The sequence below is a fragment of the Herminiimonas sp. KBW02 genome, assembly GCF_003852535.1.
Taxonomy (GTDB): Bacteria; Pseudomonadota; Gammaproteobacteria; order Burkholderiales; family Burkholderiaceae_D; genus Oxalicibacterium.
In genome coordinates, this window is record NZ_QAJP01000003.1 from 122,839 (window position 1) to 148,307 (window position 25,469).

27 protein-coding genes, 1 tRNA gene and 1 riboswitch are annotated in these 25,469 nt (G+C 55.2%); of the genes, 9 read left to right on the forward strand and 19 right to left on the reverse strand.

Annotation, left to right across the window (positions count from 1 at the left end; translation table 11 throughout):
- Positions 1 to 6: 6 nt before the first annotated feature.
- Positions 7 to 1,719 carry a methyl-accepting chemotaxis protein gene (locus DBR37_RS02360; RefSeq protein WP_124572692.1) on the reverse strand — a complete coding sequence of 571 codons (1,713 nt, stop codon included), beginning with the start codon at positions 1,717 to 1,719 and terminating at the stop codon, positions 7 to 9.
- A 305-nt stretch (positions 1,720 to 2,024) separates the two neighbouring features.
- Here DBR37_RS02360 and DBR37_RS02365 point away from each other — a divergent pair, with 305 nt between their 5' ends.
- Positions 2,025 to 2,621, forward strand: coding sequence for a YigZ family protein (locus DBR37_RS02365; protein WP_124572693.1), 597 nt, complete (start codon positions 2,025 to 2,027; stop codon positions 2,619 to 2,621).
- A 43-nt stretch (positions 2,622 to 2,664) separates the two neighbouring features.
- On the opposite strand, the gene DBR37_RS02370 is transcribed toward DBR37_RS02365, so the two are convergent.
- Positions 2,665 to 3,498 carry an aldo/keto reductase gene (locus tag DBR37_RS02370; protein ID WP_124572694.1) on the reverse strand — a complete coding sequence of 278 codons (834 nt, stop codon included), beginning with the start codon at positions 3,496 to 3,498 and terminating at the stop codon, positions 2,665 to 2,667.
- A 51-nt stretch (positions 3,499 to 3,549) separates the two neighbouring features.
- A complete protein-coding gene (locus tag DBR37_RS02375) occupies positions 3,550 to 4,068 on the reverse strand; it encodes a glutaredoxin family protein (RefSeq protein ID WP_124572695.1) in 519 nt (172 codons plus the stop codon).
- A gap of 95 nt (positions 4,069 to 4,163) precedes the next feature.
- On the opposite strand from DBR37_RS02375, the gene DBR37_RS02380 reads away from it, so the two are divergent.
- Together DBR37_RS02380 and DBR37_RS02385 are read left to right on the forward strand one after the other, a co-directional pair.
- Positions 4,164 to 4,628: a 2,4'-dihydroxyacetophenone dioxygenase family protein gene (locus DBR37_RS02380; protein ID WP_124572696.1), complete on the forward strand. Its 465-nt coding sequence runs from the start codon at positions 4,164 to 4,166 to the stop codon at positions 4,626 to 4,628.
- A 113-nt stretch (positions 4,629 to 4,741) separates the two neighbouring features.
- Entirely contained in the window at positions 4,742 to 5,521 is a 780-nt protein-coding gene (locus DBR37_RS02385; protein ID WP_124572697.1) for a phytanoyl-CoA dioxygenase family protein, read from the forward strand.
- A 10-nt stretch (positions 5,522 to 5,531) separates the two neighbouring features.
- On the opposite strand, the gene DBR37_RS02390 is transcribed toward DBR37_RS02385, so the two are convergent.
- On the reverse strand, positions 5,532 to 5,819 hold the full coding sequence (locus DBR37_RS02390; protein ID WP_124572698.1) for a hypothetical protein: 288 nt from the start codon (positions 5,817 to 5,819) through the stop codon (positions 5,532 to 5,534).
- A 165-nt stretch (positions 5,820 to 5,984) separates the two neighbouring features.
- Positions 5,985 to 6,153: riboswitch (yybP-ykoY riboswitch) on the forward strand.
- A gap of 19 nt (positions 6,154 to 6,172) precedes the next feature.
- Between DBR37_RS02390 and DBR37_RS02395 the strand changes: the two genes are divergently transcribed.
- Positions 6,173 to 6,748: a TMEM165/GDT1 family protein gene (locus DBR37_RS02395; protein ID WP_124572699.1), complete on the forward strand. Its 576-nt coding sequence runs from the start codon at positions 6,173 to 6,175 to the stop codon at positions 6,746 to 6,748.
- A 47-nt stretch (positions 6,749 to 6,795) separates the two neighbouring features.
- Here DBR37_RS02395 and DBR37_RS02400 read toward each other — a convergent pair whose 3' ends face one another.
- The 3 genes from DBR37_RS02400 to DBR37_RS02410 are packed head-to-tail and all read right to left on the reverse strand — an operon-like array spanning position 6,796 to position 10,529.
- Positions 6,796 to 7,764, reverse strand: coding sequence for a nitronate monooxygenase family protein (locus DBR37_RS02400; protein ID WP_124572700.1), 969 nt, complete (start codon positions 7,762 to 7,764; stop codon positions 6,796 to 6,798).
- Positions 7,765 to 7,812: 48 nt separating this feature from the next.
- Positions 7,813 to 8,277 (reverse strand): DUF1854 domain-containing protein, encoded by a 465-nt coding sequence (locus DBR37_RS02405; RefSeq protein ID WP_124572701.1) that lies wholly within the window; start codon positions 8,275 to 8,277, stop codon positions 7,813 to 7,815.
- Positions 8,274 to 10,529, reverse strand: coding sequence for an ABC transporter ATP-binding protein (locus DBR37_RS02410; RefSeq protein ID WP_124572702.1), 2,256 nt, complete (start codon positions 10,527 to 10,529; stop codon positions 8,274 to 8,276). The genes DBR37_RS02405 and DBR37_RS02410 overlap by 4 nt, the downstream gene beginning before the upstream one ends.
- Positions 10,530 to 10,759: 230 nt before the next feature.
- Between DBR37_RS02410 and cphA (DBR37_RS02415) the strand changes: the two genes are divergently transcribed.
- Both cphA (DBR37_RS02415) and cphA (DBR37_RS02420) read left to right on the forward strand, forming a co-directional pair.
- Positions 10,760 to 12,928, forward strand: a complete 2,169-nt coding sequence (gene cphA / locus DBR37_RS02415) for a cyanophycin synthetase (RefSeq protein WP_124572703.1) — start codon at positions 10,760 to 10,762, stop codon at positions 12,926 to 12,928.
- A 128-nt stretch (positions 12,929 to 13,056) separates the two neighbouring features.
- On the forward strand, positions 13,057 to 15,618 hold the full coding sequence (gene cphA / locus DBR37_RS02420; RefSeq protein ID WP_124572704.1) for a cyanophycin synthetase: 2,562 nt from the start codon (positions 13,057 to 13,059) through the stop codon (positions 15,616 to 15,618).
- A gap of 100 nt (positions 15,619 to 15,718) precedes the next feature.
- Here the strand turns inward: cphA (DBR37_RS02420) and DBR37_RS02425 are convergent, their stop codons facing one another.
- From DBR37_RS02425 to DBR37_RS02435, 3 genes are all read right to left on the reverse strand, one after another.
- Entirely contained in the window at positions 15,719 to 16,207 is a 489-nt protein-coding gene (locus tag DBR37_RS02425) for a hypothetical protein (RefSeq protein WP_124572705.1), read from the reverse strand.
- A 105-nt stretch (positions 16,208 to 16,312) separates the two neighbouring features.
- Positions 16,313 to 16,915, reverse strand: coding sequence for an outer membrane beta-barrel protein (locus DBR37_RS02430; RefSeq protein WP_158610216.1), 603 nt, complete (start codon positions 16,913 to 16,915; stop codon positions 16,313 to 16,315).
- 136 nt (positions 16,916 to 17,051) lie between these two features.
- A complete protein-coding gene (locus DBR37_RS02435; RefSeq protein WP_124572707.1) occupies positions 17,052 to 17,456 on the reverse strand; it encodes a hypothetical protein in 405 nt (134 codons plus the stop codon).
- 421 nt (positions 17,457 to 17,877) lie between these two features.
- Between DBR37_RS02435 and DBR37_RS02440 the strand changes: the two genes are divergently transcribed.
- On the forward strand, positions 17,878 to 18,102 hold the full coding sequence (locus DBR37_RS02440) for a glycine zipper 2TM domain-containing protein (RefSeq protein WP_124572708.1): 225 nt from the start codon (positions 17,878 to 17,880) through the stop codon (positions 18,100 to 18,102).
- 32 nt (positions 18,103 to 18,134) lie between these two features.
- Positions 18,135 to 18,329: a hypothetical protein gene (locus DBR37_RS02445; RefSeq protein WP_124572709.1), complete on the forward strand. Its 195-nt coding sequence runs from the start codon at positions 18,135 to 18,137 to the stop codon at positions 18,327 to 18,329.
- Positions 18,330 to 18,586: 257 nt separating this feature from the next.
- Here DBR37_RS02445 and DBR37_RS02450 read toward each other — a convergent pair.
- A tRNA-Arg gene (locus DBR37_RS02450) sits at positions 18,587 to 18,662 on the reverse strand.
- A gap of 200 nt (positions 18,663 to 18,862) precedes the next feature.
- Between DBR37_RS02450 and DBR37_RS02455 the strand changes: the two genes are divergently transcribed.
- A complete protein-coding gene (locus DBR37_RS02455) occupies positions 18,863 to 19,426 on the forward strand; it encodes a cytochrome c5 family protein (protein ID WP_124572710.1) in 564 nt (187 codons plus the stop codon).
- A gap of 70 nt (positions 19,427 to 19,496) precedes the next feature.
- Here DBR37_RS02455 and DBR37_RS02460 read toward each other — a convergent pair whose 3' ends face one another.
- From DBR37_RS02460 to pip, 8 genes are all read right to left on the reverse strand, one after another.
- Entirely contained in the window at positions 19,497 to 19,901 is a 405-nt protein-coding gene (locus DBR37_RS02460) for a hypothetical protein (RefSeq protein ID WP_124572711.1), read from the reverse strand.
- A gap of 15 nt (positions 19,902 to 19,916) precedes the next feature.
- Positions 19,917 to 20,309 (reverse strand): phage holin family protein, encoded by a 393-nt coding sequence (locus DBR37_RS02465; RefSeq protein ID WP_124572712.1) that lies wholly within the window; start codon positions 20,307 to 20,309, stop codon positions 19,917 to 19,919.
- A 17-nt stretch (positions 20,310 to 20,326) separates the two neighbouring features.
- The gene (locus DBR37_RS02470; RefSeq protein ID WP_124572713.1) at positions 20,327 to 20,629 is read right to left on the reverse strand and encodes a YqjD family protein; all 303 of its coding nucleotides are present in this window, start codon (positions 20,627 to 20,629) and stop codon (positions 20,327 to 20,329) included.
- A gap of 274 nt (positions 20,630 to 20,903) precedes the next feature.
- Positions 20,904 to 22,337: a dihydrolipoyl dehydrogenase gene (locus tag DBR37_RS02475; protein ID WP_124572714.1), complete on the reverse strand. Its 1,434-nt coding sequence runs from the start codon at positions 22,335 to 22,337 to the stop codon at positions 20,904 to 20,906.
- Positions 22,338 to 22,383: 46 nt separating this feature from the next.
- A complete protein-coding gene (locus DBR37_RS02480) occupies positions 22,384 to 22,863 on the reverse strand; it encodes a hypothetical protein (RefSeq protein ID WP_124572715.1) in 480 nt (159 codons plus the stop codon).
- A 126-nt stretch (positions 22,864 to 22,989) separates the two neighbouring features.
- Entirely contained in the window at positions 22,990 to 23,766 is a 777-nt protein-coding gene (locus DBR37_RS02485; RefSeq protein ID WP_124572716.1) for a YdcF family protein, read from the reverse strand.
- Between the two features lie 33 nt (positions 23,767 to 23,799).
- Positions 23,800 to 24,258 (reverse strand): TonB family protein, encoded by a 459-nt coding sequence (locus tag DBR37_RS02490; protein ID WP_124572717.1) that lies wholly within the window; start codon positions 24,256 to 24,258, stop codon positions 23,800 to 23,802.
- 128 nt (positions 24,259 to 24,386) lie between these two features.
- Positions 24,387 to 25,358 (reverse strand): prolyl aminopeptidase, encoded by a 972-nt coding sequence (gene pip, locus DBR37_RS02495; protein ID WP_124572718.1) that lies wholly within the window; start codon positions 25,356 to 25,358, stop codon positions 24,387 to 24,389.
- Between the last annotated feature and the right edge of the window lie 111 nt (positions 25,359 to 25,469).

A 25,469-nucleotide genomic window follows, 5' to 3' on the forward strand; every position in this document is an offset into this window, starting at 1 on the left:
TTCACTTCAAAACTGCTCCCATTCATCGCCATCGGCTGCTACTGCGGTGGCACGCTGACGCACGATCTGCTTGTCCGTATTCGCCGTACGTGTTGCCGGTGCGACCGGTGATGCCGGTTTGCTGGCGGTCGTTCTCGGCGCAACGGCTTTCTTGCTGGCTGGCGACAATGCCACTGCGTTCGTATCCAGTTTGAACACGCTGACCACTTGCGACAGATTGCTCGCCTGGTCTTGCAAGGACTCAGCGGCAGCCGCCGCTTCTTCTACCAGCGCTGCATTTTGCTGGGTGACCTGATCCATTTGCATCACGGCCTGGTTAATTTGCTCTATGCCGTCCGTCTGTTCCTGGCTGGCAGCGGTAATTTCACTCATGATGTCGGTCACACGTCTTACACTCTCGACCACTTCACCCATGGTGACGCCTGCTTCATTCACCAGACGCGAACCCGCACCCACTTTCTCCACCGAATCATCGATCAGGGTTTTGATCTCTTTCGCGGCACTGGCTGAACGCTGCGCCAGATTACGCACTTCCGATGCCACCACGGCGAAACCACGGCCTTGCTCACCGGCACGTGCTGCTTCCACTGCTGCATTCAAGGCCAGGATATTGGTCTGGAAGGCGATTCCATCGATCACACCGATAATATCGACGATCTTGTTGGCAGAATCGTTGATGGAGCCCATGGTCTCCACCACTTGCGATACCACTGCACCGCCGCGTACCGCAACTTCCGATGCCGTCATCGCAAGTTGATTCGATTGACGTGCATTGTCGGCATTCTGTTTGACGGTAGAAGTCAGTTCTTCCATCGACGACGCCGTTTCTTCCAGCGAACTGGCTTGCTCTTCGGTACGTGAAGACAAATCAAGATTACCAGTCGCGATCTGACTGGATGCCGTCGCGATGGTATCGGTACCCATGCGTACCTGCGTGACGATGCGTACCAGACCATTGTTCATATCCTGCAACGCCTGCAGGAGCTGGCCTGTTTCATCTTTGGATGTCACGACGATGGTCCCGGTCAGATCGCCGTCGGCCACTTTACGCGCCAGGCCCACTGCCTCACTCAATGGACGGGTAATGCTGCGCGTCGCGAGGAAGCCGAGGAAGGCGCTGATAATGACCGCAAGCACGGACAGTATGGCGACCAGTTGCTGTGCGCTGGTCGAAACATCATGCGCCTCTTCACCCGCCTTGTGCATCAGCGTGCTTTGGTATTCGACCAGTCGCTCCAGCCCCAGCATGTATTCCAGCTGCGCCGGACGCACTTCGGCGAACAAGAATATCTGCGCCTCTGCGCGCAAACCCTGCTCGATCAGGGAAACAAATTTGTCCTTCGCCGGCGTGAAGCGGCTGCGCGCATCAGTTAATGCTTTGACGTAGGTACGCCCTTTTTCACTTTTGATGGTCTGATCCAGTTTATCGAGCGCCGTGCTGATGGTGACAGAAGCTTTCGCGATGGTATCGAGTTCACCCTTGATTTGCGTTGCATCTGTCATCAGCAAGGCATTACGCATATTGCGCGCCGTTTCATTCAGGGAATCCTTGATAATGTGCGCGTTGACTGTCTTTGGGTAACGATCATTGCTGACCACGCTGATCGCTGCGTCCAGTTTGTCCAGGCGGGTGTAGGCGATCGCTGCCAGGATAATAAGTACCGCAACGACGGCACCGAAACTCAGTGTCAGACGCTGACCGATTTTCAGATTTTTCATAATGAAACGACTTTCGATAAATTGAACAGGAACGCCATCCGCCTCCATCTTGTTTGTCGAGAGGAACCGTCTGACCAGCAATGCATAAGGGGAGATTTCTTGAGTCGGGAAATGGCTAGCGCGCCGCGGCGAAGCAGGAAATCGTCTGATGCAACGACTCCCGACGTTTTGATGTTATATCCGCAGGGCAACATCGCCCATCCCATATATATGGGATTACAGCTGAAAACATCGCGCTGGCATTGGGTTAGGCGCTTTCGTGTTTAGTCGCTTATCATCGCTGTTCTGTTGTTTTCGACCCAACCATGTACCAGCTCGCCGCACCGGCCACCGCCGAAATAGAAATCAAGAAAAGCCGCTTCATCGGCCTGCTTTATCCACTGACAACACGCGCGGAAGCACGTGCCAGGCTGGCGGAACTGCGGGCGGCCCATCCGAATGCCGTGCATTTTTGCTGGGTCCTGATGTGCGACGGCGATTCCGGTCTGGATGATGACGGCGAGCCATCAGGAACAGCGGCACGTCCGATGTACAACGTACTGGTGCACAAGGATGTCTTTAATGTACTGGCCGTCGTAGTGCGTTACTGGGGTGGCATGAAGCTGGGTGCCGGAGGGTTGACACGTGCTTACGGACAGGCCATCTCGGAAGCGGTCAAGAACGCGGAACTGATCCCGGTCGAACCTATGTGCGAACGGCGTTATGCCTTGCAGTTCGCCGATGAATCGACTTTCCGTCGTTATTGCGACCAGCACGGAGTCAGCGTGCTGGATGCGCAGTACGGTGATGCCGTCATCCTGCGCCTGAAGATGAAATGCAGCCAGGCCGAAGAATTCGGGCAGGCCGCTTTCGATTTACTGCGTGGTGCGCTCGAAGACTGCAGCGAGCAGCCAGAGAACTAAAACGCATGGTGACGCGATTTACGCCACCACACGCCTGCTACCATCAAATCATTTCCAGCGGTTCCGGCCCATCCGGTGGCGGGAACATATCATCCAGCTCTTCCAGGTCTTCCGCCGTCAATTGCAGATCCAGGGCGGCGCGGTTTTCCCGCACGTGCTCCGGGGTCGATGCTTTTGGTATCGCGATCACACCGTCCTGACGCAATACCCAGGCCAATGCAACCTGTGCCGGAGTCACACCGTGCCGGTCTGCGATGTCCAGAACTTCCGGATACTCGGTCAGGCGACCTTGCTCGATCGGCGAGTAAGCCATCAGCGGCAACCCCCTGTCCTGCGCCTGTGGCAATAAATCATATTCAATGCCGCGGCGTGTCAGGTTGTACAAAACCTGGTTGGTCGCCATTGCATCACCGCCAGGAGCGCGCTCAATTTCTCGCATGTCATCTACGTCCATATTGCTGACGCCCCAGTGACGAATCTTGCCCGCGTCCTGCAGTGCTTCAAATGCAGCGATAGTTTCTGCGAACGGAGTCCGGCCACGCCAGTGCAGCAGGTACAAATCGATGCAATCTGTACCCAGGCGCCGCAGGCTGCGTTCACAGGCAGCAATGGTGCCGCTGCGCGAGGCATTGCTAGGCAGGACTTTGCTGACCAGGAAGACTTCATCGCGACGTCCGGCAATCGCTGCACCGACCAGCTTTTCCGACGCGCCGTCACCATACATTTCTGCAGTGTCGATCAGCGTCATGCCGAGATCCAGACCCAGCCGCAGGCTGGCGATCTCATCCGCGCGGCGATGTGCTTCATCGCCCATATACCAGGTGCCCTGGCCGAGGACAGGTACCGCCAGACCGGATGGAAGTTTTGTTTTGCGCATATGCACCTTTCAGATAATTATTCAGATAAGCAAGGACTTGTAGGCCTGCTATCAGGATTTGTTAAACCAGGGTTGCAAGTTTTTATGCAAAGCCCGTTCGTCATAGCCATGAATGACCTTGTCATCGATCACGATGACCGGCACCCCGCTACCACCTAGTTTTTTGAAGCCATCGTAACCAGCCGTCGTCTTTTCGATATCGAGCTCGGTATAGGCGATGCCCTTTTCTTCAAACAGTTTACGGGTAGCAGCACAATAGCCGCACCACTCGGTGGCATACAATGTCACCTGTGGCTGCACACCGGATGCAGCGACCGGCTGTGCATGCTGGCTAGTCCACAGTGGTTTGCCGAGGAATAAAGCCAGGCCCAGCAAACCCAGCGCCGCGCTCCATTTCAGTAAACCTGATGTTGCACTCCGACTTTTTGCAGCAGGCGTACCATAGCGACTGGAAACCACAGGTTCGCCGGATGCCTTGATATAGGCAACCTGGCAAGACGGACATTGCCATTCGGGCGCTTCGTCGTCGGGCTTGCGTGCATAAGAGCACTTCGGACAGATACGGGTCATGAGGGCACAGATTATTAAGAATTTTTCATTATACGTAGAACTCATTTCATCAATATCCGTGAGATGCGTTCTAACTGCAATTGGCAAAGAATACGATGAGTAACACACCGAACCAGTCGAATCCGACACCACCCGCCGATACATTGTTCACCTGCCATCCGCAGGATATGCAATGGCTGCCGTGGGCGATGCCGGGCGCACACTTCAAATTGCTGCATGCAAATGCCACCACCGGACACTTCACACTACTGATCAGATTTGAAGCCGGTGCGATTGCGCCTATCCACAGGCATGTCGGTGCAGTCGAAGGCTATATGATCGAAGGCAGCTTTTATTATCACGACGAACCCGAGCGTCCGTTCAACGCAGGCTGCTATCTGTGGGAAAACGAAGGCGCGATCCACCAGCCGGTCAGCCCGAATGGCGGCGTGATGTTTGCCGTATTCCACGGACCGGTCGAAGGTCTGGATGCAGACGGCAATGTGATCGGCCGCATCAACTGGAAGTGGCATGTCGAAAAATGGAATGCTGCGGGCAACAACTACCAACCCAGCGTCTAACTAAATTCGCCACATTTTTGATCTACGTCATTTGCCCACCTGCAAGCTAAGCGGCAAAGCGCTACACTGCATCATCAGCCACAATAAAAATGAGCAAGGAGCACATTACAACAATGGACACGGCACTTTCCACGGTACTTTCCGACCAGCAGATCGCACAATTTGAACAAGATGGTTATCTGGTTTTCCGGAAGTTGCTGGAACCGGCTGCGTGTGTACACATGCTGGCCGTGGCCAAAGCGCAGTTGCAAGCCGCACAACAGCCATTGGAGTATGAAGCAGAACTCGGATACCCGGGCGCGCCGACATCACTGGATGCAGAAGGCGGCCGTACCGTACGCCGCTTGCGCGGTGCTTATCACCGTGACCCATGTTTTCACGACTGGGCGCGCGATCCGCGCATCGTTGACAAGCTCAAACAATTGTTCGGCGAAGAAGTTTACCTGACCTTGGCGCATCACAATTCCGTAATGACCAAGCATCCGCAATTCGGCACGGCGACCGGCTGGCACCGCGATATACGCTACTGGTCATTTACCCAGCCTGACCTGGTTTGCGTGTGGCTGGCGCTAGGCGATGAAATGGCAAGCAACGGTGGCCTCAAGTTCATCCCCGGTTCGCATCGCCTGGACATTACACGCGCACAGCTGGATGACCTCGACTTCCTGCGTCCCGACCACGCACCGAATGCCGCCTTGTTTGCGCAAGGCCAGCCTGTCGATCTGCATCAGGGCGACGTCGTGTTTTTCCACAGCAAGCTGTTCCATGCAGCGGGCGTCAACACCACACCGACGGTCAAGACTTCACTGGCGTTTGCCTATCACGGTGCAAGCAACCAGGCGGTACCTGGCAGCCGTTCGGCGATTGCAGGCAGCGTGCCGGTCAGCGACTAGCGCCGTACGATTATTTCTTTGGTATGCTTGGCGGCATCCGCGATGAAGCCGGGATATCTGCTTGTACTGATTGTCCGGCGCGCTTGCGCTGCACCTCTTCGACCCCTGGCATACCTCTGCGATCCGTATCCATTTGCCCCTGCTCGATATCCTTGTAAGCCTGCTGCATCAACTCGCGCGGTTCGGACGCATGCTCGTCGGGTGACTCATCAGTTTCATGCGGCAACTTCAACTCGGTCTGCTCTTGTCCGGTCGTCTTCACCGGGCGCCTGGTATTGACTGAAACGTGCTTGCTCATCATTCCTCCTTGATTGTCGCTCGACAATAAATCCGGTCTTACGGTCTTGTTTTCATCTGTTACCAGGGTAGGAGCCTTATGCGGCAAGTTAATTCCCAAACAATGACAAATAGGCATGCCCTGCGGCAAAAGCGCAAACCGCACTGCACAATTCTGCTATCATTACGCCTGAACATTGGGGAGTAGCCGGCCTTTGGCAACAAAGGAATCTGCATCAACACTCTTGGCACGCATGCCATGGTGCAGATAGTCGCAAGACTTGGCGAGACCATTGATCAAATTACGACCGCATGGGCCGGGGTCGTTGTTTGGTCTTTGGTTATTCGTCCGGCCCGAGAAAGTTACCCCCCGTCATGGAAGCATTCTTCGTTTCTACCGGCATCGTTGCTCTCGCTGAAATCGGCGACAAAACGCAACTACTCGCCTTCCTCCTCGCAGCCAAATTCCGCAGACCATTACCTATTGTCGTCGCTATCCTCGTCGCGACCATCGCCAATCATGCATTCGCGGCTGCCATCGGCACCTGGATCACGACCATGCTGGGGCCGGAAGTATTACGCTGGGTATTGGGCGTGTCCTTCCTCCTGATGGCAGGCTGGACCCTGATCCCCGACAAACTCGATGAAGACGACACCAAGCTGGCGAAGTACGGCGTGTTCATGACCACGCTGATCGCCTTCTTCCTCGCAGAAATGGGCGACAAGACACAAGTCGCCACCGTCGCACTGGCTGCGCAATTCCATTCCTTCGTGTGGGTAGTGGCCGGTACAACCTTGGGCATGATGCTGGCAAATGCGCCAGCGGTTTACTTCGGTGACAAGATCGCTGACCGCATGCCGGTGAAGCTGGTGCACCGGATAGCTGCCGTTATTTTTGCCATACTGGGTGTGGCTACCCTGCTTGGTGCCGGTGCACGCTTCGGCATGTAAACCTCTGACGCAAAATGAAAAGCCCTCATTTTTCTTGAGGGCTTTTTTTATATATGCAGTCGTTTTTTGGCCGCTGCGTATTCTGCTATCAGGCGCTGCACCACTGCGTGCACGTCCGGCACATCATCTATCAGGCCGACGCCCTGACCTGCGCCCCAGATATCACGCCATGCCTTGATCTTGCTGCCGCTGCCGGAACCGAAATTCATCACGGTTTTATCAGCCTGCGGCAGATTGTCCGGATCCAGTCCGGCATTGATGATGGATTTTTTCAGGTAGTTGCCGTGCACGCCTGTAAACAGATTGCTGTAAATCACATCCGCCGCCGCAGAACTGACGATGGCTTCGCGGTATGCGTCATCGACATTCGATTCTTTGGTCGCCAGCCAGCGTGTACCCATGTAGGCAAAGTCGGCACCCATGGCTTGCGCCGCCAGCACGGCTTCACCAGTCGAGATTGCGCCGGATAAGGCGATCGGTCCCTGGAAGAATTTGCGTACTTCACCAACCAGTACAAACGGTGACAAGGTACCGGCATGACCACCCGCCCCGGCTGCCACCAGGATCAGGCCATCGACGCCTGCTTCCAGTGCTTTTTGCGCATGGCGTATCGAGATCACATCGTGCAGGACGATGCCGCCATAACTATGGATCGCATCCATCATTTCCTTAGGCGGTGCACGCAACGATGAAATGATGATGGGGACGCGATGTTTGACGCAAACCTCGACGTCATGCGCGAGGCGGTCATTCGATTGATGCACGATTTGATTGACGGCAATCGGACCGACGATGGCATCCGGATGTGCCGCCTTGTAATCGGCAAGCTCGGACTGAATATCGGTCAGCCAGGTATCCAGCAACTCAGCCGGTCGGGCGTTCAATGCAGGGAAAGCGCCAACGATGCCAGCCTTGCATTGCGCTTTGACCAGCGCCGGACCACTGGCGATAAACATGGGCGCGCCGATGACAGGTATAGCCAGATTTTGCAGCACTACCGGCAGACGACCAGACATCAACATTTCTCCTCAGCAGTGATGCACGCCATGCAGACGTGCATCCGTTTATAAGAATCTGTCGAGCAATTTGCGGCTGGTTTTATCCAGTTTGTTCAAATCACGGATCAGGAATTGTATGCCGTGCGTATCCGCGATCAGCAGCGCCGAATCGCCGATACGACGGATATCTTCCTCGCCCTTGAGTACCAGCGTCGCGTCGCCGCGACTGGTCGCCAGCGTCCAGGTGCTGGGCGACGCGAACACAGAAACGCGTTTGATCTGTTTGATCTCGGGCAGGAATTCGCGGCTCGCCAATTCTTCCTCCAGCAAGAGGCGCGTAGCTTCCGGCAAATCACTGAGCTTTTCTATCCACACCAACTCATGACCATCGGGGCTGACGATGGCGATGCCGATATCCGGCGCGGCGATCGGGAATGAACGTACCGGCACAACGCCTTCCTGTGGTTCTGTACCCGGTGCCGAATAAATCAGTTTGCCGAAGGCGTTGCGCGTTAATTCAAAGTTGCTCATGCGACCTCCCCGACTTTGATTCCATCTTCCAGCATATCTTCCGCCTGGCGCTGCTGCGCCTGATACAGCTTGTAGTACGCGCCTTCACGTTGCAGCAGTTCATCATGCGAGCCAACTTCGACGATCTGACCTCGGTCCATCACGACGATGCGATCAGCGCGGCGCAGTGTGGACAAGCGATGCGCAATCGCGATGGTGGTGCGACCACGCACCAGATTGTCGAGCGCTTTCTGGATTTCACGTTCGGTGGTGGTATCGACCGATGAGGTTGCTTCATCCAGGATCAGGATGTGCGGATCAATCAGCAGTGCACGTGCAATCGAAATGCGTTGACGCTCGCCACCAGACAGGGTCTGACCGCGTTCGCCGACCATCGAATCGTAACCATGCGGCAAGCGCAGGATGAATTCATGTGCATGTGCAGCGCGCGCTGCTGCGATGATTTCTTCGCGGCTGGCGTCTGGCTTACCGTAAGCGATGTTGTCTGCAATGGTGCCGAAGAAGAGGAACGGTTCCTGCAACACGAGGCCGATATTGCGGCGGTATTCAGGTATCGGGATCGAGCGTACATCCACGCCATCGACCATGATGGCGCCGGCGGATACATCGTAGAAACGGCAAATCAGGTTGACCAGCGTACTCTTGCCGGAGCCGCTATGACCGACCAGGCCTATCATCTCGCCAGGGTTAATGGTCAGGTCGAGGCCGCGTATGACTGCGCGGTTACCGTAGCGGAAGCCAATATCCTTGATGGTGATTTTGCCCTGCACTTTATCCAGATGTACCGGATTCGTTGCTTCCGGTACGCTGGAGACGTGATCCAGAATGTCGAAAATACGCTTGGCACCAGTTGCTGCTTTTTGCGTGACAGAAACGATGCGGCTCATCGAATCCAGTCGGGTATAGAAACGGCTGATGTAGGCGAGGAAGGCGGTCAAGACACCAACCGTGATCATGCCTTGCGACACTTGCCAGATACCCAGCGCCCACACCACCAGCAAACCGATTTCCGTCAGGAAAGTGACGGTCGGCGAAAACAGCGACCAGACTTTGTTGACGCGATCATTGACGACCAGGTTGTGATTGTTCGCTTCGCGGAAACGTGCAGCTTCGCGTTTTTCCTGGGCGAAGGCTTTCACCACGCGTATGCCCGGTATCGTATCAGCCAGCACATTGGTCACTTGCGACCAGATGCGATCCACTTTTTCAAAGCCGTTACGCAATTTGTCGCGCACCACGTGGATCATCCACGCGATGAAAGGCAAAGGCAGCAGGGTCACCAGCGCCAGCCACGGATTGATCGAAATCAGGATGGCCGCTGTCATCACGATCATCAGGACGTCGGTGAAGAAGTCCAGCAAATGCAGGGACAGGAAGACGCAGATACGATCGGTCTCGGAACCGATACGCGTCATCAGGTCACCAGTACGTTTACCGCCAAAGTACTCGAGCGACAGGCGCAACAAATGCTCATAAGTCGTGGTGCGTAAATCCGCACCGATGCGTTCGCTGACCAGCGCCAGGATGTAGGTACGGGCCCAGCCCAGGCCCCAGGCGAACAGGGCCGAACCGAATAAGCCACCGAGATAGAGCGCAACCAGACCCTTATCGATAGGTACGCCGTTTTGATATGGAATCAACACGTTATCCATCAACGGCATGGTCATGTACGGCGGCACCAGAGTCGCCGCGGTCGACGCGAGGGTCAGGATGAAACCCAGCAATAACTGTCCGCGATACGGTTTGGCGAAACGCCACAGGCGAAACAGCGAAGCGGTCGACGGTGCTTGCTCTTCCGCCGCATTGCCGTCCTCAGTATCTTCATCATCCTGTGCTTCTTCGGCTTCCGGCCGGACCTGCGCCACGCCAGTCGCGATCGCATGGCGTTGCTGCTCAAATTCGGTAATCAGGTGCAATGCCTGCGGATTCTGCGCCAGCGTGTAACGCCAGAGCGCGAGACGGGCATTTGCATCATGCAATTCCAGGCTGCCGACACCGGCGTGATCGTAATGCTTCAAAGCCATATCGGCGCGCAAAGGCCAGGCTTGCCAGGTTGACTCACCGTGCGTACGTGCCAACAGTTGCAAATTGGTAAGAATTACAATGCCAGTAACGAAATGTAGACTTAAATCAAGATCAAGCTCGAGGTGAGCGAGTATGATTTCATCCTTGCTTAAACGGGCGTTAACATCCTGCCATGCTGCAGGAATAGCGTTTTTTGCTGGCAATAAAGGTGAAGAGGCGTTTTTCATCAAAGCTGGAAGGGTTTTCGTAAAGAACGAATATTCGTGAACTTGCGACCAGAATATATGGTTTTGTCTCGGATTGGCGGCCAGTATATCCAAACGAACCCGACTTGTTTGTCGTATTCGAGTCGATGAAAAATATAATCACTAAATAAGTAAACCAAAAAACCGCGAGCGCGTTACAGCTATTTTAGCCACCAAGTTTTGGCTTTCCCCCTACATACTTTCCATTACAAATGAACAACAAAACCATCGATATTATCGATGTGCTAAGTTTACGCGGACCAAATATCTGGACTTATCGTCCAGTGCTGGAGGCATGGGTTGATATTGGTGAACTGGAAGATTTTCCTTCCAACACCATCCCCGGCTTCTATGAGCGACTGACCGCGTGGTTGCCTAGCCTGGTCGAACATCATTGCGGCGTAGGCGTGCACGGCGGCTTCCTCATGCGCTTGCGCGAAGGCACCTGGCCTGGTCACATCATGGAACACGTGATGATAGAACTGCAAAACCTGGCCGGCATGCAAAGCGGCTTCGGCAAAGCACGGGAAACCTCGAAACGCGGTGTTTACAAAGTCGTCGTCCGTGCCCGCCATGAAGAAGTCAGCCGCGCCGCCCTCGTAGCCGCGCGCGATCTGGTCATGGCCGCCATCCAGGACAAACCGTTTGACGTCAAAGCCACCGTCGACAACCTGCGCGACATTCTGGAATCTGTTGCTCTGGGACCAAGCACCGGCTGTATCGTCGATGCTGCAACCGATCGCCGCATTCCGTCGATGCGCCTGAACGAAGGCAATCTGGTACAACTGGGTTACGGTGCACGCCAACGCCGCATCTGGACAGCAGAGACTGACCAGACCAGCGCCATCGCGGAAACCATTTCCAGTGATAAAGAATTAACAAAAACCTTGCTGCAATCCTGCGGCGTACCTGTGCCCGAAGGCCGTATCGTCAACAGCGTTGCCGATGCCTGGGATGCTGCCGAAAGCATAGGTTTACCGGTTGTCATCAAACCGCTGGACGGCAATCATGGCCGCGGCGTCTCGACCAACCTGAATAATCAAAAAGATATCGAAGCAGCGTTTTTGCTGGCCGAACAGGAAAGCAGCGATGTCATCGTTGAGCGCTTCGTGCGCGGCAACGAGCACCGCCTGCTGATCATCGGCGGTCACCTGGTCGCTGCAGCACGCGGCGAAGAAGCTTCTATCGTGTCCGATGGCGTGTCGACCATTTCCGAACTGATCAATAGCCAGCTCAACAGTGATCCGCGTCGCGGCAGCAGTGAAGACTGCCCGCTTAACCTGATCCTGATCGATGAAGCGGATGATCCGCGCGTCGTATTGCTGGAACTGGCACGCCAGGGTTACACCACCGAATCCATTCCGCCGGCTGGCGAGACGATCCTGGTACAACGCAATGGCAATGTCGCCTTTGACGTGACCGATCAGGTGCATCCTAGCGTTGCCGCTGCGGCTTCGCTGGCTGCGCGTATCGTCGGCCTCGACATCGCTGGCGTCGACCTGGTGGCGGAAGATATTTCCCGTCCGCTGGAAGAACAAGGCGGCGCCATCGTTGAAGTCAACGCCGGCCCTGGTTTGCTGATGCATTTGAAACCAGCTGACGGCCCGGCCCGTCCGGTCGGACGCGCGATCGTCGACCACCTGTTTGCCGAAGATCAAAACGGTCGCATTCCTATCGTCGGCGTTACCGGTTCGAACGGTACCACCGTAGTTTCACGCCTGATCGCATGGTTGCTGCACTTGCAAGGCAAGTACGTCGGCCTGGCTTGCCGCGACGGCTTGTTCCTGCATCAGCGTCATGTACAGCAAAAGAAAAGCGACAACTGGCACGCAACCCGCCAGGTCTTGCTCAACCGCATGGTGGAAGCAGCCGTATTTGAAAACAGCAGCAAAGCCATCCTGTCCGAAGGCCTGGCCTACGACTGGTGCCAGGTCGGCGTGGTCACGAACATCGACCCGGCTGACAAGCTGCCAGAGTTCTATATAGAAGACGCGGATCAGATGACCAAGGTTGCACGTACCCAGGTCGATATCGTATTGCCTGATGGCGTCGCCGTACTCAATGCCGCCGACGCGCGCGTAGCCGAATTTGCTGCGCTGTGCGATGGCAGCGTGATCTTCTTTGCTGCTGCAGCGTCGACACCCGTCATCGTTGCGCACCAGGCCGAAGGCGGCCGCAGCGTATACGTACGCGACGGCAACATCGTACTGGCAACCGGCAAGGAAGAAGTTGTCGTCAGCGCAGCGCAGGAACGTGCCGACCTCAGCATTGAAAATAGTCTGGCAGCAATTGCAGCAGCGTGGGCCTTGGGCATCAGCCCCGATTTGATGCGTGCCGGGATAGAAACATTTGAATCAACAGATGCTAACGTCACGGCCTGAAAATCATGAGCTCAGTTTACGCACATCACGATAATAAAGAGACCAACGCAGTCCACCTGGATGCGTTAATCGATAAAGCACCGGCTAGCGGGAAAAAAAGAACCGTCGCGCCAAGAAGGAAGATGCTCATGGAAATATCACGTGTTCGCGCCCTGCGCGGCCCCAACCTGTGGAGCCGGCATACGTCGATCGAAGCCATAGTCTCCTGTAATGGCATCGAACAAACTATCCTCGCGATCCCCGGTTTCGAAGACCGTTTGCGCGCACGCTTCCCGGAAATCAAATTCCTGGAACCGGCAGACACCACCTTCTCCATGGCGCACGTGCTGGAAAGCGCAGCGCTCTGCCTGCAAGCCCAGGCTGGTTGCCCGGTAACTTTCGGCCGCACCATCCAAACCGTCGAACCGGGTATTTATCAGGTCGTGGTTGCGTACACCGAAGAAGCGGTCGGCCGCCTTGCCTTTGAACTGGCACAAAACCTGTGCCGTGCAGCGACCGAAGATACTCCGTTCGATCTCGCAACTGCATTAGCCAGCCTGCGTGAACTCGATGAAGACATCCGCCTCGGACCCAGCACTGGTTCCATCGTTGATGCAGCGGTCGCACGTGGCATTCCGTATCGCCGCCTGACCGAAGGCAGCATGGTGCAATTTGGCTGGGGCAGCCGCCAACAACGTATACAGGCAGCAGAAACCGGCTTCACCAGCGCCATCGCTGAATCGATAGCCCAAGACAAGGAAATGACCAAGCTGCTGCTGGCAGCGGCCGGTGTACCGGTACCTGACGGTGCTTCGGTCACCACCGCTGAAGAAGCATGGCAAGCTGCGCAGGACATCGGCGCACCGGTCGTCATCAAGCCACGCGATGGCAACCAGGGCAAAGGCGTCGCCGTCAACATGAAGACGGAAGAAGAAGTCAAAACCGCATTCGCGGTCGCCTACGAAATCTGTAGCGATGTCGTAGTTGAACGCTATCTGCCGGGTCATGACTATCGCCTGCTGGTAGTCGGCAAACAATTGGTCGCCGCAGCGCGTCGCGCACCACCGGAAGTCATCGGTGACGGCACACAAACCATACGCCAGCTGATCGACCAGGTTAACCTCGACCCGTTGCGCGGCGATGGCCATGCCAGCCCACTGACCAAAATCAAGGTCGACAACCTGACACTCGCGACCCTGTCCAAGATCAACTACACGCTGGAAAGCGTGCCGCCTAAAGGCGTACAAGTCGTCTTGCGCAACAATGCCAACCTCAGCACCGGCGGCACCGCGACCGACGTCACCGACGATGTCCATCCTGACCTCGCAGCACGCGCAGTGGAAGCAGCGCAAATGATAGGCCTCGACATCTGCGGTATCGATCTGGTCTGCGAAAGCGTCATCAAGACCCTGGAAGAACAAGGCGGCGGCGTGGTTGAAGTCAATGCCGCGCCAGGCTTGCGCATGCATATCAAACCTTCGTTCGGCAAAGGTCGTCCGGTTGGTGAAGCCATTATCTCCACCATGTTCAAGGAAGGTGACGATGGTCGCATCCCGGTCGTCGCAGTGGCAGGTACCAATGGTAAAACTACTACCGTCCGCCTGATCGCGCACATCCTGCAAGGTAATAAATACCGCGTCGGCATGACCAGCACCGATGGCGTCTACATCGAAAACAAACGTATCGATACCGGCGACTGCAGTGGCCCACGTAGCGCACGCAATGTATTGATGCACCCGGACGTCGATGCTGCCGTGCTGGAAACCGCACGTGGCGGCGTCCTGCGCGAAGGCCTCGGCTTTGATCGTTGCAACGTTGCCGTTGTCACCAACATCGGCGTCGGCGATCACCTCGGCCTGAACTTCATCTCGACCGTGGAGGATCTCGCTGTTGTGAAACGTGTGATCGTGCAAAACGTCGCACCTACTGGTACTGCCGTCCTGAATGCAGCAGACCCTATGGTTGCCAACATGGCGGGCAGCTGCCCGGGCAGCGTCACCTTCTTTGCGCAAGACAGCAATCATGCCGTGCTCGCGACACATCGCGCGCAAGGTCATCGCGTATTGTTCAAGGACGGCAACGAGATCGTCCTGTCCGAAGGCAAATTCGAACACCGCATCCAGCTCTCCGACATTCCGATTACGCACAACGGTACTGTCGGCTTCCAGATCGAAAATGCGATGGCCGCTATCGGTGCTGCATGGGGTCTGGGTCTCGACTGGAATGTAGTGCTGCAAGGTCTGCGCACTTTTGAAAACAGCGCAAGCTCCACACCAGGTCGCTTCAACATCTTCTCGCACCAAGGTGCGACGGTGATTGCCGACTACGGTCACAATCCTGACGCGATAGAAGCATTGACCCGTGCGGTTGAAGGCATGCCGGCCAAACGCCGCATGGTCGTCATCAGCGGTGCCGGTGACCGTCGTGACGAAGACCTGCGTCGCCAGACCCAGATCCTCGGCGATGCATTCGACGACATCATCCTGTATGAAGACCAATGCCAGCGCGGTCGCGCTGACGGCGAAGTACTGGCCTTGCTGCGTGACGGCCTGAGCAACGCCAAACGCACCACATCCACCCAGGAAATTCAGGGTGAGTTTCTTGCCATTGACACTGCACTGGCGAAGCTGGAAGCAGGCGATTTATGCCTGATTCTGGTCGATCAGGTCGAAGAAGCACTCGCCCACATCGCCGCAAACGTCAAAGCGTAAATATAAAAAGCCAGCTGCAAGCTGGCTTTTTTTTCGGCTGCACCAAAGAACGTAAAAGTTTGCAGGACACCTAAATATCAAATGATCAGCAGATCATTCTTCACGGTGATGCGACGCCTTTTTTAAGTTCCTCTACATACCACGCAAAGTTCAGCATCAAATCCTTGCCCCTCAAATCCTTGGGTAGCAGCCTGGTGCAAAACCAGTTATCGGTCCACGTATGATTTTGTGGAAAATGCAGCGGTGCCAACTGCGTCTGTACCCGAATTTTGATATCAGCAATGAACGCCTGCGCCCGCGCCTCCCCCATTTCTTTACTCCAGTATGCATGCAGCAGTTGCTGCAACTCACCCTGATGACGACCATGAGCCTCATACCATAATGAGTACAAACGTTGCAGTTCCGGGCCGGTTGACGGGTCAAATGTCACGCAGGAAGCCAGCGTTCCGGGGAAAAGCGCAGGCACATCCAGATAGGCAGTAAACATAAACTGCAGCTTGCCGGTGTTGTCGGCGCGCGCAAACGAGGTGGCTGAAATCAGGGCCAGGCACAAACAAATGCCTGGCACGATGGTTCGCAGTTGTTTCATGTGATGTATTCCGAGTCACGGTACCAGGTGCGTAACAGCAAGGTGCATGACGTAACAAGAAAAAGGCCAGCATCATGCTGACCTTTTTAAATCATTCAAACTGTATTAGAACTTGTAACGCAGACCGACAGAGAACAGATTTGCTTTCAAATTGATTCCATCATCTTTGGCCACTTTACCGAAATCTTCATACTCGACCACCGCTGCCAGGTCTCTGGAAAAATTATAAGCTGCACCGATACCAATCAACGGTGTCGTACGGGTTTCCGACTCGGAGATATGTCCCGCAACCCCTGCGTCTGTGTAGGTATCCACTACCTTGACACGATTCCGCGATACGCCCAGCTTGGCAAATACCGCGAACTGATCATTAATGGGCAAACTGGCTGTCGCGGCAATATAAAACGACCTTACTTTGCTACGTAAATTGCCTTGTACATCATCATCGACATAAGTAACGTTCCCTTTACCCAAATCAATATAGCCACCCTGCACGCCAAAGTAGCGATTGAATTCGTAGCCGCCATATAGTTTGTAGCCGGTCGAGTTCTCCTTCAAGACGTCACGACCATCATCTGAACTTACATTCAGTTTCTGATTAGCACGTCCCGCATTGAAACCCACATAAGCGCCTTCTGCCTGCGCCAGCAACGGCGCCATCAATGCTGCTCCAATCACTGCCACGCCCAACTGTTTAATCGCCGTCATCCCCATTACTCCTACATGAGCGAATTCAAATTATAGAAAACTGTCTACGATAAAAGCTCGGGTAGGGATGAGATATAGGATGTATCTCATTCAATGCCGTAGGCTTGTAATCATGCAGCTGCATGATCTGTGGCCATCATTTGCACTTGCCGCTGGTGGCCTTATAGATAAGGATAGGAATGCCGAGCAAGCCGCCACCCACTTGTTCATCCACACAATCCGGCACCGCCGCACGCTGTATACCTGCAGCCCACTGATCGCGTTTGCCGTCCGGGTTAAGTTGCTCGTTGGCCTTTTCCCCGGCACTTTTTTGCTTAAAGTAAGCATCCCGGAAATCCGGCAAAACCAGTGCCGATTTGCGATTGGGCTGACCCTGTATGAACTCTTGTCCGGTCGGCGCTTGCCGCAGCGTCGAAGTGTCGGCAGGGTCATGCGCATCGGCGTGCGCTGCCTTCCTCGGGCTGCGTCGGTCAAAGCGAGAATGGGTGGAATCGACAGACGACGGTTTCCTGGACTCAGGCTGCAGGAATTTTGCCGTCATCGGCTGATGCTGTAACGACACCGATGGTGATCTCATCAACACAATAGTGATTGCAGACTCTGCCGCAGAGCCGTGCGTATGGTGCGCGGTATGTAGTATCACCCACCACAGCAACACAAATGGACTATCGCCACCATGAGCAGCACGGCCGTGCTCCTCTGGTCACGCAGCAACGAAAATAAATCAACTACATCCCCCGCTCATACAGCAACGCCATAAGCAAACCCCAAATTATGGCGACCGCAAATCACACATACGAAGCTCCGCATCTCGCTGCGATTCTTGTACAGGCCCAACAATGTCCGTGCAGAAAGCCGGTTTTTATCATGCTTACGTGCGTTAGCGCACCAAGCGATGGGAATCATTTGCCTTATCTTGTAGTCAACTCTGTGTACTCACTACAAATTCAAGAGGATTTATCATGAGATCGATACAAAAGATTGCATACTCGGTGCTGGCAGCTACCGTCTTATTGGGCGCAGCCGGTTGTGAAAACATGTCCAAGCGCGACAAAAGCATGGCGATCGGCGCAGGTGCAGGCGCGGTCGGTGGTGCCGTGCTGACAGGTGGTAGTGCACTGGGCACAGTAGGTGGTGCAGCAGTTGGTGGCGTTATCGGTAATGAAGTCGGCAAGGATAAAAAGTAAGCAGGCTCTTAATCCACTCTATGGAGGCGTGAATGAATCGATATAAAAACATGGCAACAGCCATATTGGCGACCGGAATAATGGCTTTGTCCTTATCTGCATGCAATAAGGAAGGACCGGCGGAAAAAGCCGGCAAGGAAATGGATAAGACCATGGATAAAGCTGGCCAGCAAATTGAAAAAGCCGGTGAGAAAATCGAAAACGCCGCAAAAGACGCACAGAAGTAAGCTCCCGATCAGGATGACCTGATCCCGCCATAGTCGGGCTGACAGATGAACGGTGCAAGGATCAAGGCCGTTCATTTGTCATGTCCGGCATGCACCCTGACCTCCCCGCATCCACGACATCGGCCAACCCACAAATACGCAACGCCTGACTGGCGTGATTGCAGCCAGCAGCACCGGGAAGACGCTCGCGGAAGACGCAGGCGCATGCCGTCACCATTCGGCGGAACTCTTTTAACTATTTGATTTTTAAGACTTAATGGTGCGGCTGGCTGGAATCGAACCAGCGACCCTTGGCTTCGGAGGCCAATACTCTATCCACTGAGCTACAGCCGCATGAGGGACTACTGAGGAGGCCTGCAGGATACCGTTTTTCTGCCTTTCCGTCCACGTAAAGCGACGTTTTCCCGTTCCCTATCATTTGCTTTGCGTCTATAATCGAGCGTTTGGCGGCCATTGTATTTGTGTTATCCGCCTGGGCATGCAAGGAGCGCATGCGCCCGTATAACGATTTTTATAATTGTATTGAGGGAATAATGAGCGACGCACACCACGAAGAAGAATCCGCGATCAAAACGCCTAAGCAACTCATCATGGCCATTCTGGCTGGCTTCCTTGTCCCCATAGTCTGTATCGTTTTATTGGTGCTGTATGTCACCAACGAAAAACACATCGGTGCCGGTTCTGATGGCTTGTCGCCGGAAGCTGTCGCCGCCCGCATTAAACCGGTAGCCGACTCCGGCTTCACACTCAAAGATGTGAATGCACCTAAAGTCCTGAAAACAGGCGATGAAGTCTACAAGATGGCATGTGCAGCCTGCCACGCAACTGGCGCAGCCGGTGCTCCTAAAATGGGTGACGCCGCAGCCTGGAGCGCACGTATCGCCCAGGGTTACAGCACACTGGCCAAGCATGCGATTGAAGGTATCCGCGCCATGCCAGCCAAAGGTGGCAATCCGGATCTGGAAGATGTCGAAGTTGAACGCGTAGTAGTCCTGATGGCCAATAGCGCAGGCGCAAAATTCGCAGAACCGGCAATACCTGCTCCGGCGACACCAGCCGCTCCGGCAGCTGATGCACCTGCCGCTCCTGCCAAATAAGTCATTCAGTACCCAACAAAAAAGCCGACTTGAAGTCGGCTTTTTTATTATCTGTTTGCCTTAGGCTGCATCACAAATGCTCGTGCAGCGCGACATGCTTGCCCTTCTTTTTCTTCGACAGAAAATAAAGTGCAGTACCAGCGCTCCCGACCACCAGCGCACCGCGCAGGATCGGACGCAATACCGAACGTCTGGTCAGCAGGGAAACACCACTGACAACCAGGGGCAACAAGCGGCGCAACTTTTCACCGGACAGGCTCTTCAGGTCAAACAGATCTGCCACATTCGAAAATGCTGATTGCGCCCGCACACTGACGAGGCCGATCGCTGTTTTAGCAATCGCATCCGCACCAAGGTTTGCCCGCACAACATCGCGCGCCTCACCAATTGCGACCCGATAGGCCTTGCATTGTTCGAGTATTCTTTGCTTGCGCTGCGCCGAAGTTTCTTCCGGCTCCTGATGATGTGTCGTCATGCCCGTCCTCTTGGATTACAACAGCGCGTCATGGTCATTACGCAACTCAGCCATGGTTGCCGGCATCGACAATTTGCCTTCCCGCAGCAAGGATTGCACGTACAGCAGGATGCCGACTGCGACCGCCGTAAAGATAATCGCAAGTATCAATAAGATCTTCCAGCCAAGTACTGGCCAGCTGAGATAGACAATCAATGCACTCCAGTAGCCGATGGCAAACCACGCGACGATCGCACCGAGGACAAATAGCGCGACCAACTTCAATGCGTTGGCACGGACTTCGGCCAATTCAAGCGCTGCCAGTTCTATCCGGCTCATGAACAAGCCGAACATATTTTTAGCGAGATTGACGGCACCGCTTACCAGGCCGGGCCGGAAATCTGAAGAACGCGGGGTTTGCTGTTCCATATTGAATGCCGTGTGACTTATTTACGCGAGATCAAAAGTCCCACCAATACGCCGACACCAGCCGAGATCGCAACTGCGCGCCATGGATTTTCATGCACGTAGTCATCGGTTTTTTCTGCCAATTCCTTGCCGGTTTCAATCGCGGCAGTTTGCACTTCATGTGCTTTTACCAGTGCGTTATCCAGCAGTTGCAAACCGCGGTTACGCAACTCATCTGCGCGCTCGCCCGTTGCGCTGGTTGCTTCACGAAATAATTCCTGGGCGTCTTTGACTAAGGTTTTCATATCGCTCCGTGTGGTTTTCAAGGTAGAAGTTTTCATAATAGGGCCCCTTTTTTCTAATCTGGACAAAAGCAGTGTCGCGTTTTCAATATGGATTTGTCAAACGGACCTGCGTTGAGATACAGCAAACGATCGCCAATGTTATTGCTATTGTGATCCGGTTTTCACCAGATATTTAGGTAGGCAAGCAATGCTGTGACATGCACATTATTGTTTAGTTGCAATCGCGTTCCTCAGTTTTATCATACTTTTCCTGGCGCGAATAAGCGTTACCGCACATTCCCTGCAAATAATTCACCCACTCAGCTTAATCTCAAGTCCCCGGTGTGCAATCGGTGCAGTGCTCGATCGCGTCCTCTTCCTTCAGCAGGTTTTCCTTCAACTCACGCAAGGCCGTACGCAAACCCTCTTCCACCACCGGATGGTAGAACGGCATATCCAGCATTTGCCCTACTGTCATACCGCTCTGGCAAGCCCAGGCCAGCAAATGCCCGATGTGTTCGGCACGCGGCCCGACCATTTCTGCGCCCAGAAAGCGATGCGTACCGCGTTCGCCATAGACTTTCAGCAAGCCGCGGTTCTGCCGCATGACGCGGCTACGGCCCTGATTGGCAAACGAAACCTGACCAACCTCAAACTGCCGCGGCTTAAGCTCGCTGCTGGTCTGCCCGACCACTGCGATCTGCGGATCAGTGAAGGCGATCATCAGACGGGTACGGCGTAGTCCAGCCACAACTTCCGGGAAGCGCACCGCATTATCACCAGCGATACGCCCTTCATCTGCCGCCTCATGCAGCAACGGCCGGTCGTTGTCGGCATCGCCCGCAATAAAGATCGCGCTATTGCCACACTGCATCGTCAATGAATCGAACAGCGGTATGCCTTGCGGGTTCAATTGCAAGCCCGTGTTTTCCAGTCCGATCTTCTGTACGTTAGGCGTGCGGCCAGACGCTGCCAGCACGTATTGGAAATGCTCGGTACGTTCCTTGCCATCCTTATCGCGCGAGACGAATTCGACCTGCTCACCGACCACGCGCGCCGAAACCACGCTGGTATTCAGGCGTAAATCCAGGTCTGCACCTATGCCGTCGATGGCACTTTGATTGATGGCCGCATCGTCCAGTTGCGCCACCCGGCCGCTGCGGCCGAACAAGGCTACGCGCACGCCCAGGCGCTGCAAGGCTTGCCCCAGCTCCAGTCCGATGACGCCGGCACCCACTACCGCTACCGACTCCGGCAAATCGTCGCGCTCAAAAATATCGTCGCTGGTGATCACGCGTGTACCCAGTCCGCGCAATTCCGCTGGAATCTGCGGTGTGGAGCCGGTCGCAATCACGACGCGCTCTGCCATCACCTGGATATCGTCACCGACCTGCAAGCAGCCGGGAGAAATGAAACGTGCATAGCCGTACAGACGCTCAGCCGGATTGATCGACTCCACGCTTTCCACCACGAAGCCGACGAAACGATCACGTTCGGATCGCACGCGCTGCATAACTTGCTTACCGTCAACCCGCACGGGGCCAGGATGCACGCCGAAACCCGGTGCTTCATCGGCCGCATGTGCCGCTTCGGCCGCCGCAATCAGCAACTTGCTCGGCATGCAACCGACGCGCGCGCAGGTCGTGCCATATGGCCCGCCTTCTATCAGAACCGCCGTCTTTCCATGTGCCTTGACTGCGCGATAGGCCGACATCCCGGCACTACCGGCACCGATTACTGCAACGTCGAAAGTAAGTGTTTTCATCGTGCTCCGTTCATGAAAATGCCGGACCTGCGCGAAGATAGTCTGCTCAGTCGTTCCGGCTATGGAGTTCGGCGATATCTTCGATATTGCCGATCTGGATGACGACAGGATTCACCGACGCCCAGCTTTGCATAGGACGCCATGCAAAACGCCATTCGTTTTGTTCGGCGAGGTTCTTCGCCTTGGAGAAAATCTTGCCGAGCGGACTAGGCGCCCCGTAGGAAATGGCCGCATCGATACCCGCCCAGTTAGGCAGGATCTTCTGCGCTGCACGGTGTACACGCTCACCGAATTCCTCGGCATCGTGCACCACCAGATAGGAATCTATGCTGGGCATGGCGTCAAACAAGGTGCCGTCCCAGGTTTTGGTCAGGCTCAGCACCAGGTAACTGTCGTTAGGCAGCAATATCTGGTCGGATGTTGGCGGGCTGAGACGAAACTCGCCCAGGGATAAGGAACGCTCTAAGCCATTGCGTTCAGAGAAGTAGTACAGCTTGGAAGGACGCTTACTATCAATCAAAGTCATGCTGCGGCCCCCGAAAAAAATAATGATGGTGATGCGCCGGTAATTGGCACCAGCCCAGCCATTTTAAGCAGATTCGCGGCGGCGTGCCTGAGCTATGTTTATTCCACGCAATTTATTTCGTGCGACTCACTTAGCCAGATCAGGATGCCGCCAGCGATACCAGGCCAGACCCAGCCATTCATGTAAGGCATATGCGCTCAATTGCAAGCCCTGGCTGGATGGCAGGAAGTCGGCCGGGGTCGTATGTGCGCTGCTGATGAAGATGGTCGGTGCGGCCACCACCTCCAGTCCGGCCTGCTGATACGCCCATTGCGCGCGCTGCATATGGATCGCATCGGTGACCAGCAAGATGCGCTGCACGCCTGCTGCACGCAGCATGCGCGCTGACAACTGCGCATTTTCGGCGGTATTGTTGGAAGTCTGTTCCAGCCATCGCACCGGGACAGAGAAGTCTTCCTTCAATACACGCGCCATTACGCTGGCTTCCGATGTGCTGCCGCCATCCGGATGACCACCGCTGACTAATACCGGCAGATGCGTGCTGCGATACAGACTAGCTGCATAGCGCAGGCGATGCAGGCTGATGGCACTAGGAATGTCTTGTCCGCCGTATTCGGGCGCGTTAGTAATACGACTACCGCCCAGCACCACGATAGCCTGCGCCCCGGCAGTGTCGCCAGCTTGCAATGTTGGGTTTTGTTTTTCCAGTGGCGTAACAAACAGCATGGCGCCAGAACGCGTGCTGCAAACCGCCAGGATCAGCAATGCCAGTACTGACACGGTCACACCCAGACGCGGCCAGCGTGGTCGCAGCAGCAAACCCATCGCACACAAGAGGATCAGATTGAAAGGCGGCAGCAGCAAAGCGCTGGCCACTGCATTAAACAACCAGCCACCACTCAAGGCAGAGGTGCTCCGGCTATCAGCATGAAGCGCTTATTCATCCATCTGTGGTTCGGCGATGGTGCGTAACTGGAAACGACCATCCTTATTGAAGAGCCAGGTCTCGATCACCTCGACGCGGCCATGTCGTAACAGCGCTGGCGCGGGCTTAGGGAAAGGCGCCGTATTGCGCACACTGGTGAGTGCCGTAGTCTCTGTCACGCGGTCGCGATTCGAGCGCATGATTTCGCTGCGCAACAGGCTGCCATTTGCATCGACCACATACTTGACCACCACTACCGAGCGCAACAAGGCTTGCGGCCGACCGACATACACCTTGGTGGAATTAACCTGCGTAATGCGATGGGCCAATGCAAGCTGGTATTCGCTGATCGAATCAGCCGTGGAAGTGCCGTCCGGTGTGGTTTCTGCCGGCTTGTCGAGCAAGGTGCGCGCACCGCAGCCCGCCAGCAAAAGTGCCACTGCACATAGGGTGATCCGCTTTTTTATCATCGTTCTTTCACGCTTTTTCATCTTCAGGCTGGAATCAACTATCCGATGCGACACCAGCCGCATCCCGCTAGTGGCTATCTTAACGACATCACGCGCACACCGCCATCTTGCTGTCGGACACTACTTGTTCAATCAAATTTTTGCTGCAAACGGAATTGTTCAGTCGCCGCTACCAATGCCGCAGCAGTGCCAGGCTCCAGCGCAGCATGTCCGGCATCTGCAATGATCTGCAAACGTGCCTGCGGCCAGGCTTCATGCAAACGATAGGCGGATACCGGCGGGCAAACGGCGTCGTAGCGCCCTTGTATGATCACCGCGGGCAAATGCCGTATTTTGTCTATGTTGCGTATCAACTGGTCTTCTTCCATGAAGCCTTGATGCAAAAAGTAATGCGCTTCCAGCCGTCCGACACCGAGCGCCACCACATCATCGTCAAACACTTGCAGCATTTCCGGCTGCGGTTTCAGGAACAGGCAATGACCTTCGTAACGGCTCCAGTCGCGCGCTGCCTGCAAAGACACTTGCGCATCGTCGCTGAACAAGCGCCGCTTGTAGGCTTGCAGCAAATCACCCCGTTCTTCCGGCGGAATAGCCGCAACAAAAGCTGCATGCGCTTCGGGAAAGAACCAGCGCATGCCGTACATAAACCAGTCTATCTCGGCGCGCGTGCAAAGGAAGATACCGCGCAATATGAAGCCGAGACAGTTCTGCGGATGTGCTTGCCCATATGCGAGCGCCAGCGTCGCCCCCCATGAGCCGCCGAATACCAGCCACTGCTCTATGCCCAGCATCGCCCGCAGGGCTTCGATATCGGAGATCAGCAGCGGCGTTGTGTTGTCGCGGTACTCGCCCAGCGGCGTCGATTTACCGGCACCGCGCTGATCGAATAAAACAATGCGGTAGTAATCGGGATTGAAGAATTGCCGATGACGCGGCGAAATACCGCCACCCGGTCCGCCGTGCAGAAACAGCACCGGCACGCCGCGCGGATTGCCGCACTCTTCCCAATACAGGGTATGCCTGCCGTCGACCGGCAACATTCCGCTGCGATAAGCTTGCAGCGGGGGAAACAGCGGCAATTCAGAAGTCGACGCATCCATAAACATGAGCTTAATAAGTAATTGATCTTAAGCGGGAAATCCCCACCCGGCCTGCCTCTCCGCTCCGTGAGCGGACATACCTCGATATTCCTTGCGAACTATTCCCGCCAT

Coding starts and splice junctions, on each gene's coding strand:
- DBR37_RS02405 (WP_124572701.1), bottom strand. CDS start 8,277: ATGAGCAACTTTGAATTAACGCGCAACGCCTTCGGCAAACTGATTTAT.
- DBR37_RS02440 (WP_124572708.1), top strand. CDS start 17,878: ATGAGATCGATACAAAAGATTGCATACTCGGTGCTGGCAGCTACCGTC.
- DBR37_RS02360 (WP_124572692.1), bottom strand. CDS start 1,719: ATGAAAAATCTGAAAATCGGTCAGCGTCTGACACTGAGTTTCGGTGCC.
- DBR37_RS02445 (WP_124572709.1), top strand. CDS start 18,135: ATGAATCGATATAAAAACATGGCAACAGCCATATTGGCGACCGGAATA.
- DBR37_RS02400 (WP_124572700.1), bottom strand. CDS start 7,764: ATGTCTGGTCGTCTGCCGGTAGTGCTGCAAAATCTGGCTATACCTGTC.
- DBR37_RS02475 (WP_124572714.1), bottom strand. CDS start 22,337: ATGAAAACACTTACTTTCGACGTTGCAGTAATCGGTGCCGGTAGTGCC.
- DBR37_RS02385 (WP_124572697.1), top strand. CDS start 4,742: ATGGACACGGCACTTTCCACGGTACTTTCCGACCAGCAGATCGCACAA.
- DBR37_RS02490 (WP_124572717.1), bottom strand. CDS start 24,258: ATGATAAAAAAGCGGATCACCCTATGTGCAGTGGCACTTTTGCTGGCG.
- DBR37_RS02430 (WP_158610216.1), bottom strand. CDS start 16,915: ATGACGGCGATTAAACAGTTGGGCGTGGCAGTGATTGGAGCAGCATTG.
- DBR37_RS02460 (WP_124572711.1), bottom strand. CDS start 19,901: ATGACGACACATCATCAGGAGCCGGAAGAAACTTCGGCGCAGCGCAAG.
- DBR37_RS02390 (WP_124572698.1), bottom strand. CDS start 5,819: ATGAGCAAGCACGTTTCAGTCAATACCAGGCGCCCGGTGAAGACGACC.
- cphA (WP_124572703.1), top strand. CDS start 10,760: ATGAACAACAAAACCATCGATATTATCGATGTGCTAAGTTTACGCGGA.
- DBR37_RS02480 (WP_124572715.1), bottom strand. CDS start 22,863: ATGACTTTGATTGATAGTAAGCGTCCTTCCAAGCTGTACTACTTCTCT.
- DBR37_RS02425 (WP_124572705.1), bottom strand. CDS start 16,207: ATGAAACAACTGCGAACCATCGTGCCAGGCATTTGTTTGTGCCTGGCC.
- DBR37_RS02370 (WP_124572694.1), bottom strand. CDS start 3,498: ATGCGCAAAACAAAACTTCCATCCGGTCTGGCGGTACCTGTCCTCGGC.
- DBR37_RS02455 (WP_124572710.1), top strand. CDS start 18,863: ATGAGCGACGCACACCACGAAGAAGAATCCGCGATCAAAACGCCTAAG.
- DBR37_RS02395 (WP_124572699.1), top strand. CDS start 6,173: ATGGAAGCATTCTTCGTTTCTACCGGCATCGTTGCTCTCGCTGAAATC.
- DBR37_RS02375 (WP_124572695.1), bottom strand. CDS start 4,068: ATGACCCGTATCTGTCCGAAGTGCTCTTATGCACGCAAGCCCGACGAC.
- DBR37_RS02470 (WP_124572713.1), bottom strand. CDS start 20,629: ATGAAAACTTCTACCTTGAAAACCACACGGAGCGATATGAAAACCTTA.
- DBR37_RS02435 (WP_124572707.1), bottom strand. CDS start 17,456: ATGACGGCAAAATTCCTGCAGCCTGAGTCCAGGAAACCGTCGTCTGTC.
- pip (WP_124572718.1), bottom strand. CDS start 25,358: ATGGATGCGTCGACTTCTGAATTGCCGCTGTTTCCCCCGCTGCAAGCT.
- cphA (WP_124572704.1), top strand. CDS start 13,057: ATGGAAATATCACGTGTTCGCGCCCTGCGCGGCCCCAACCTGTGGAGC.
- DBR37_RS02380 (WP_124572696.1), top strand. CDS start 4,164: ATGAGTAACACACCGAACCAGTCGAATCCGACACCACCCGCCGATACA.
- DBR37_RS02465 (WP_124572712.1), bottom strand. CDS start 20,309: ATGGAACAGCAAACCCCGCGTTCTTCAGATTTCCGGCCCGGCCTGGTA.
- DBR37_RS02410 (WP_124572702.1), bottom strand. CDS start 10,529: ATGAAAAACGCCTCTTCACCTTTATTGCCAGCAAAAAACGCTATTCCT.
- DBR37_RS02365 (WP_124572693.1), top strand. CDS start 2,025: ATGTACCAGCTCGCCGCACCGGCCACCGCCGAAATAGAAATCAAGAAA.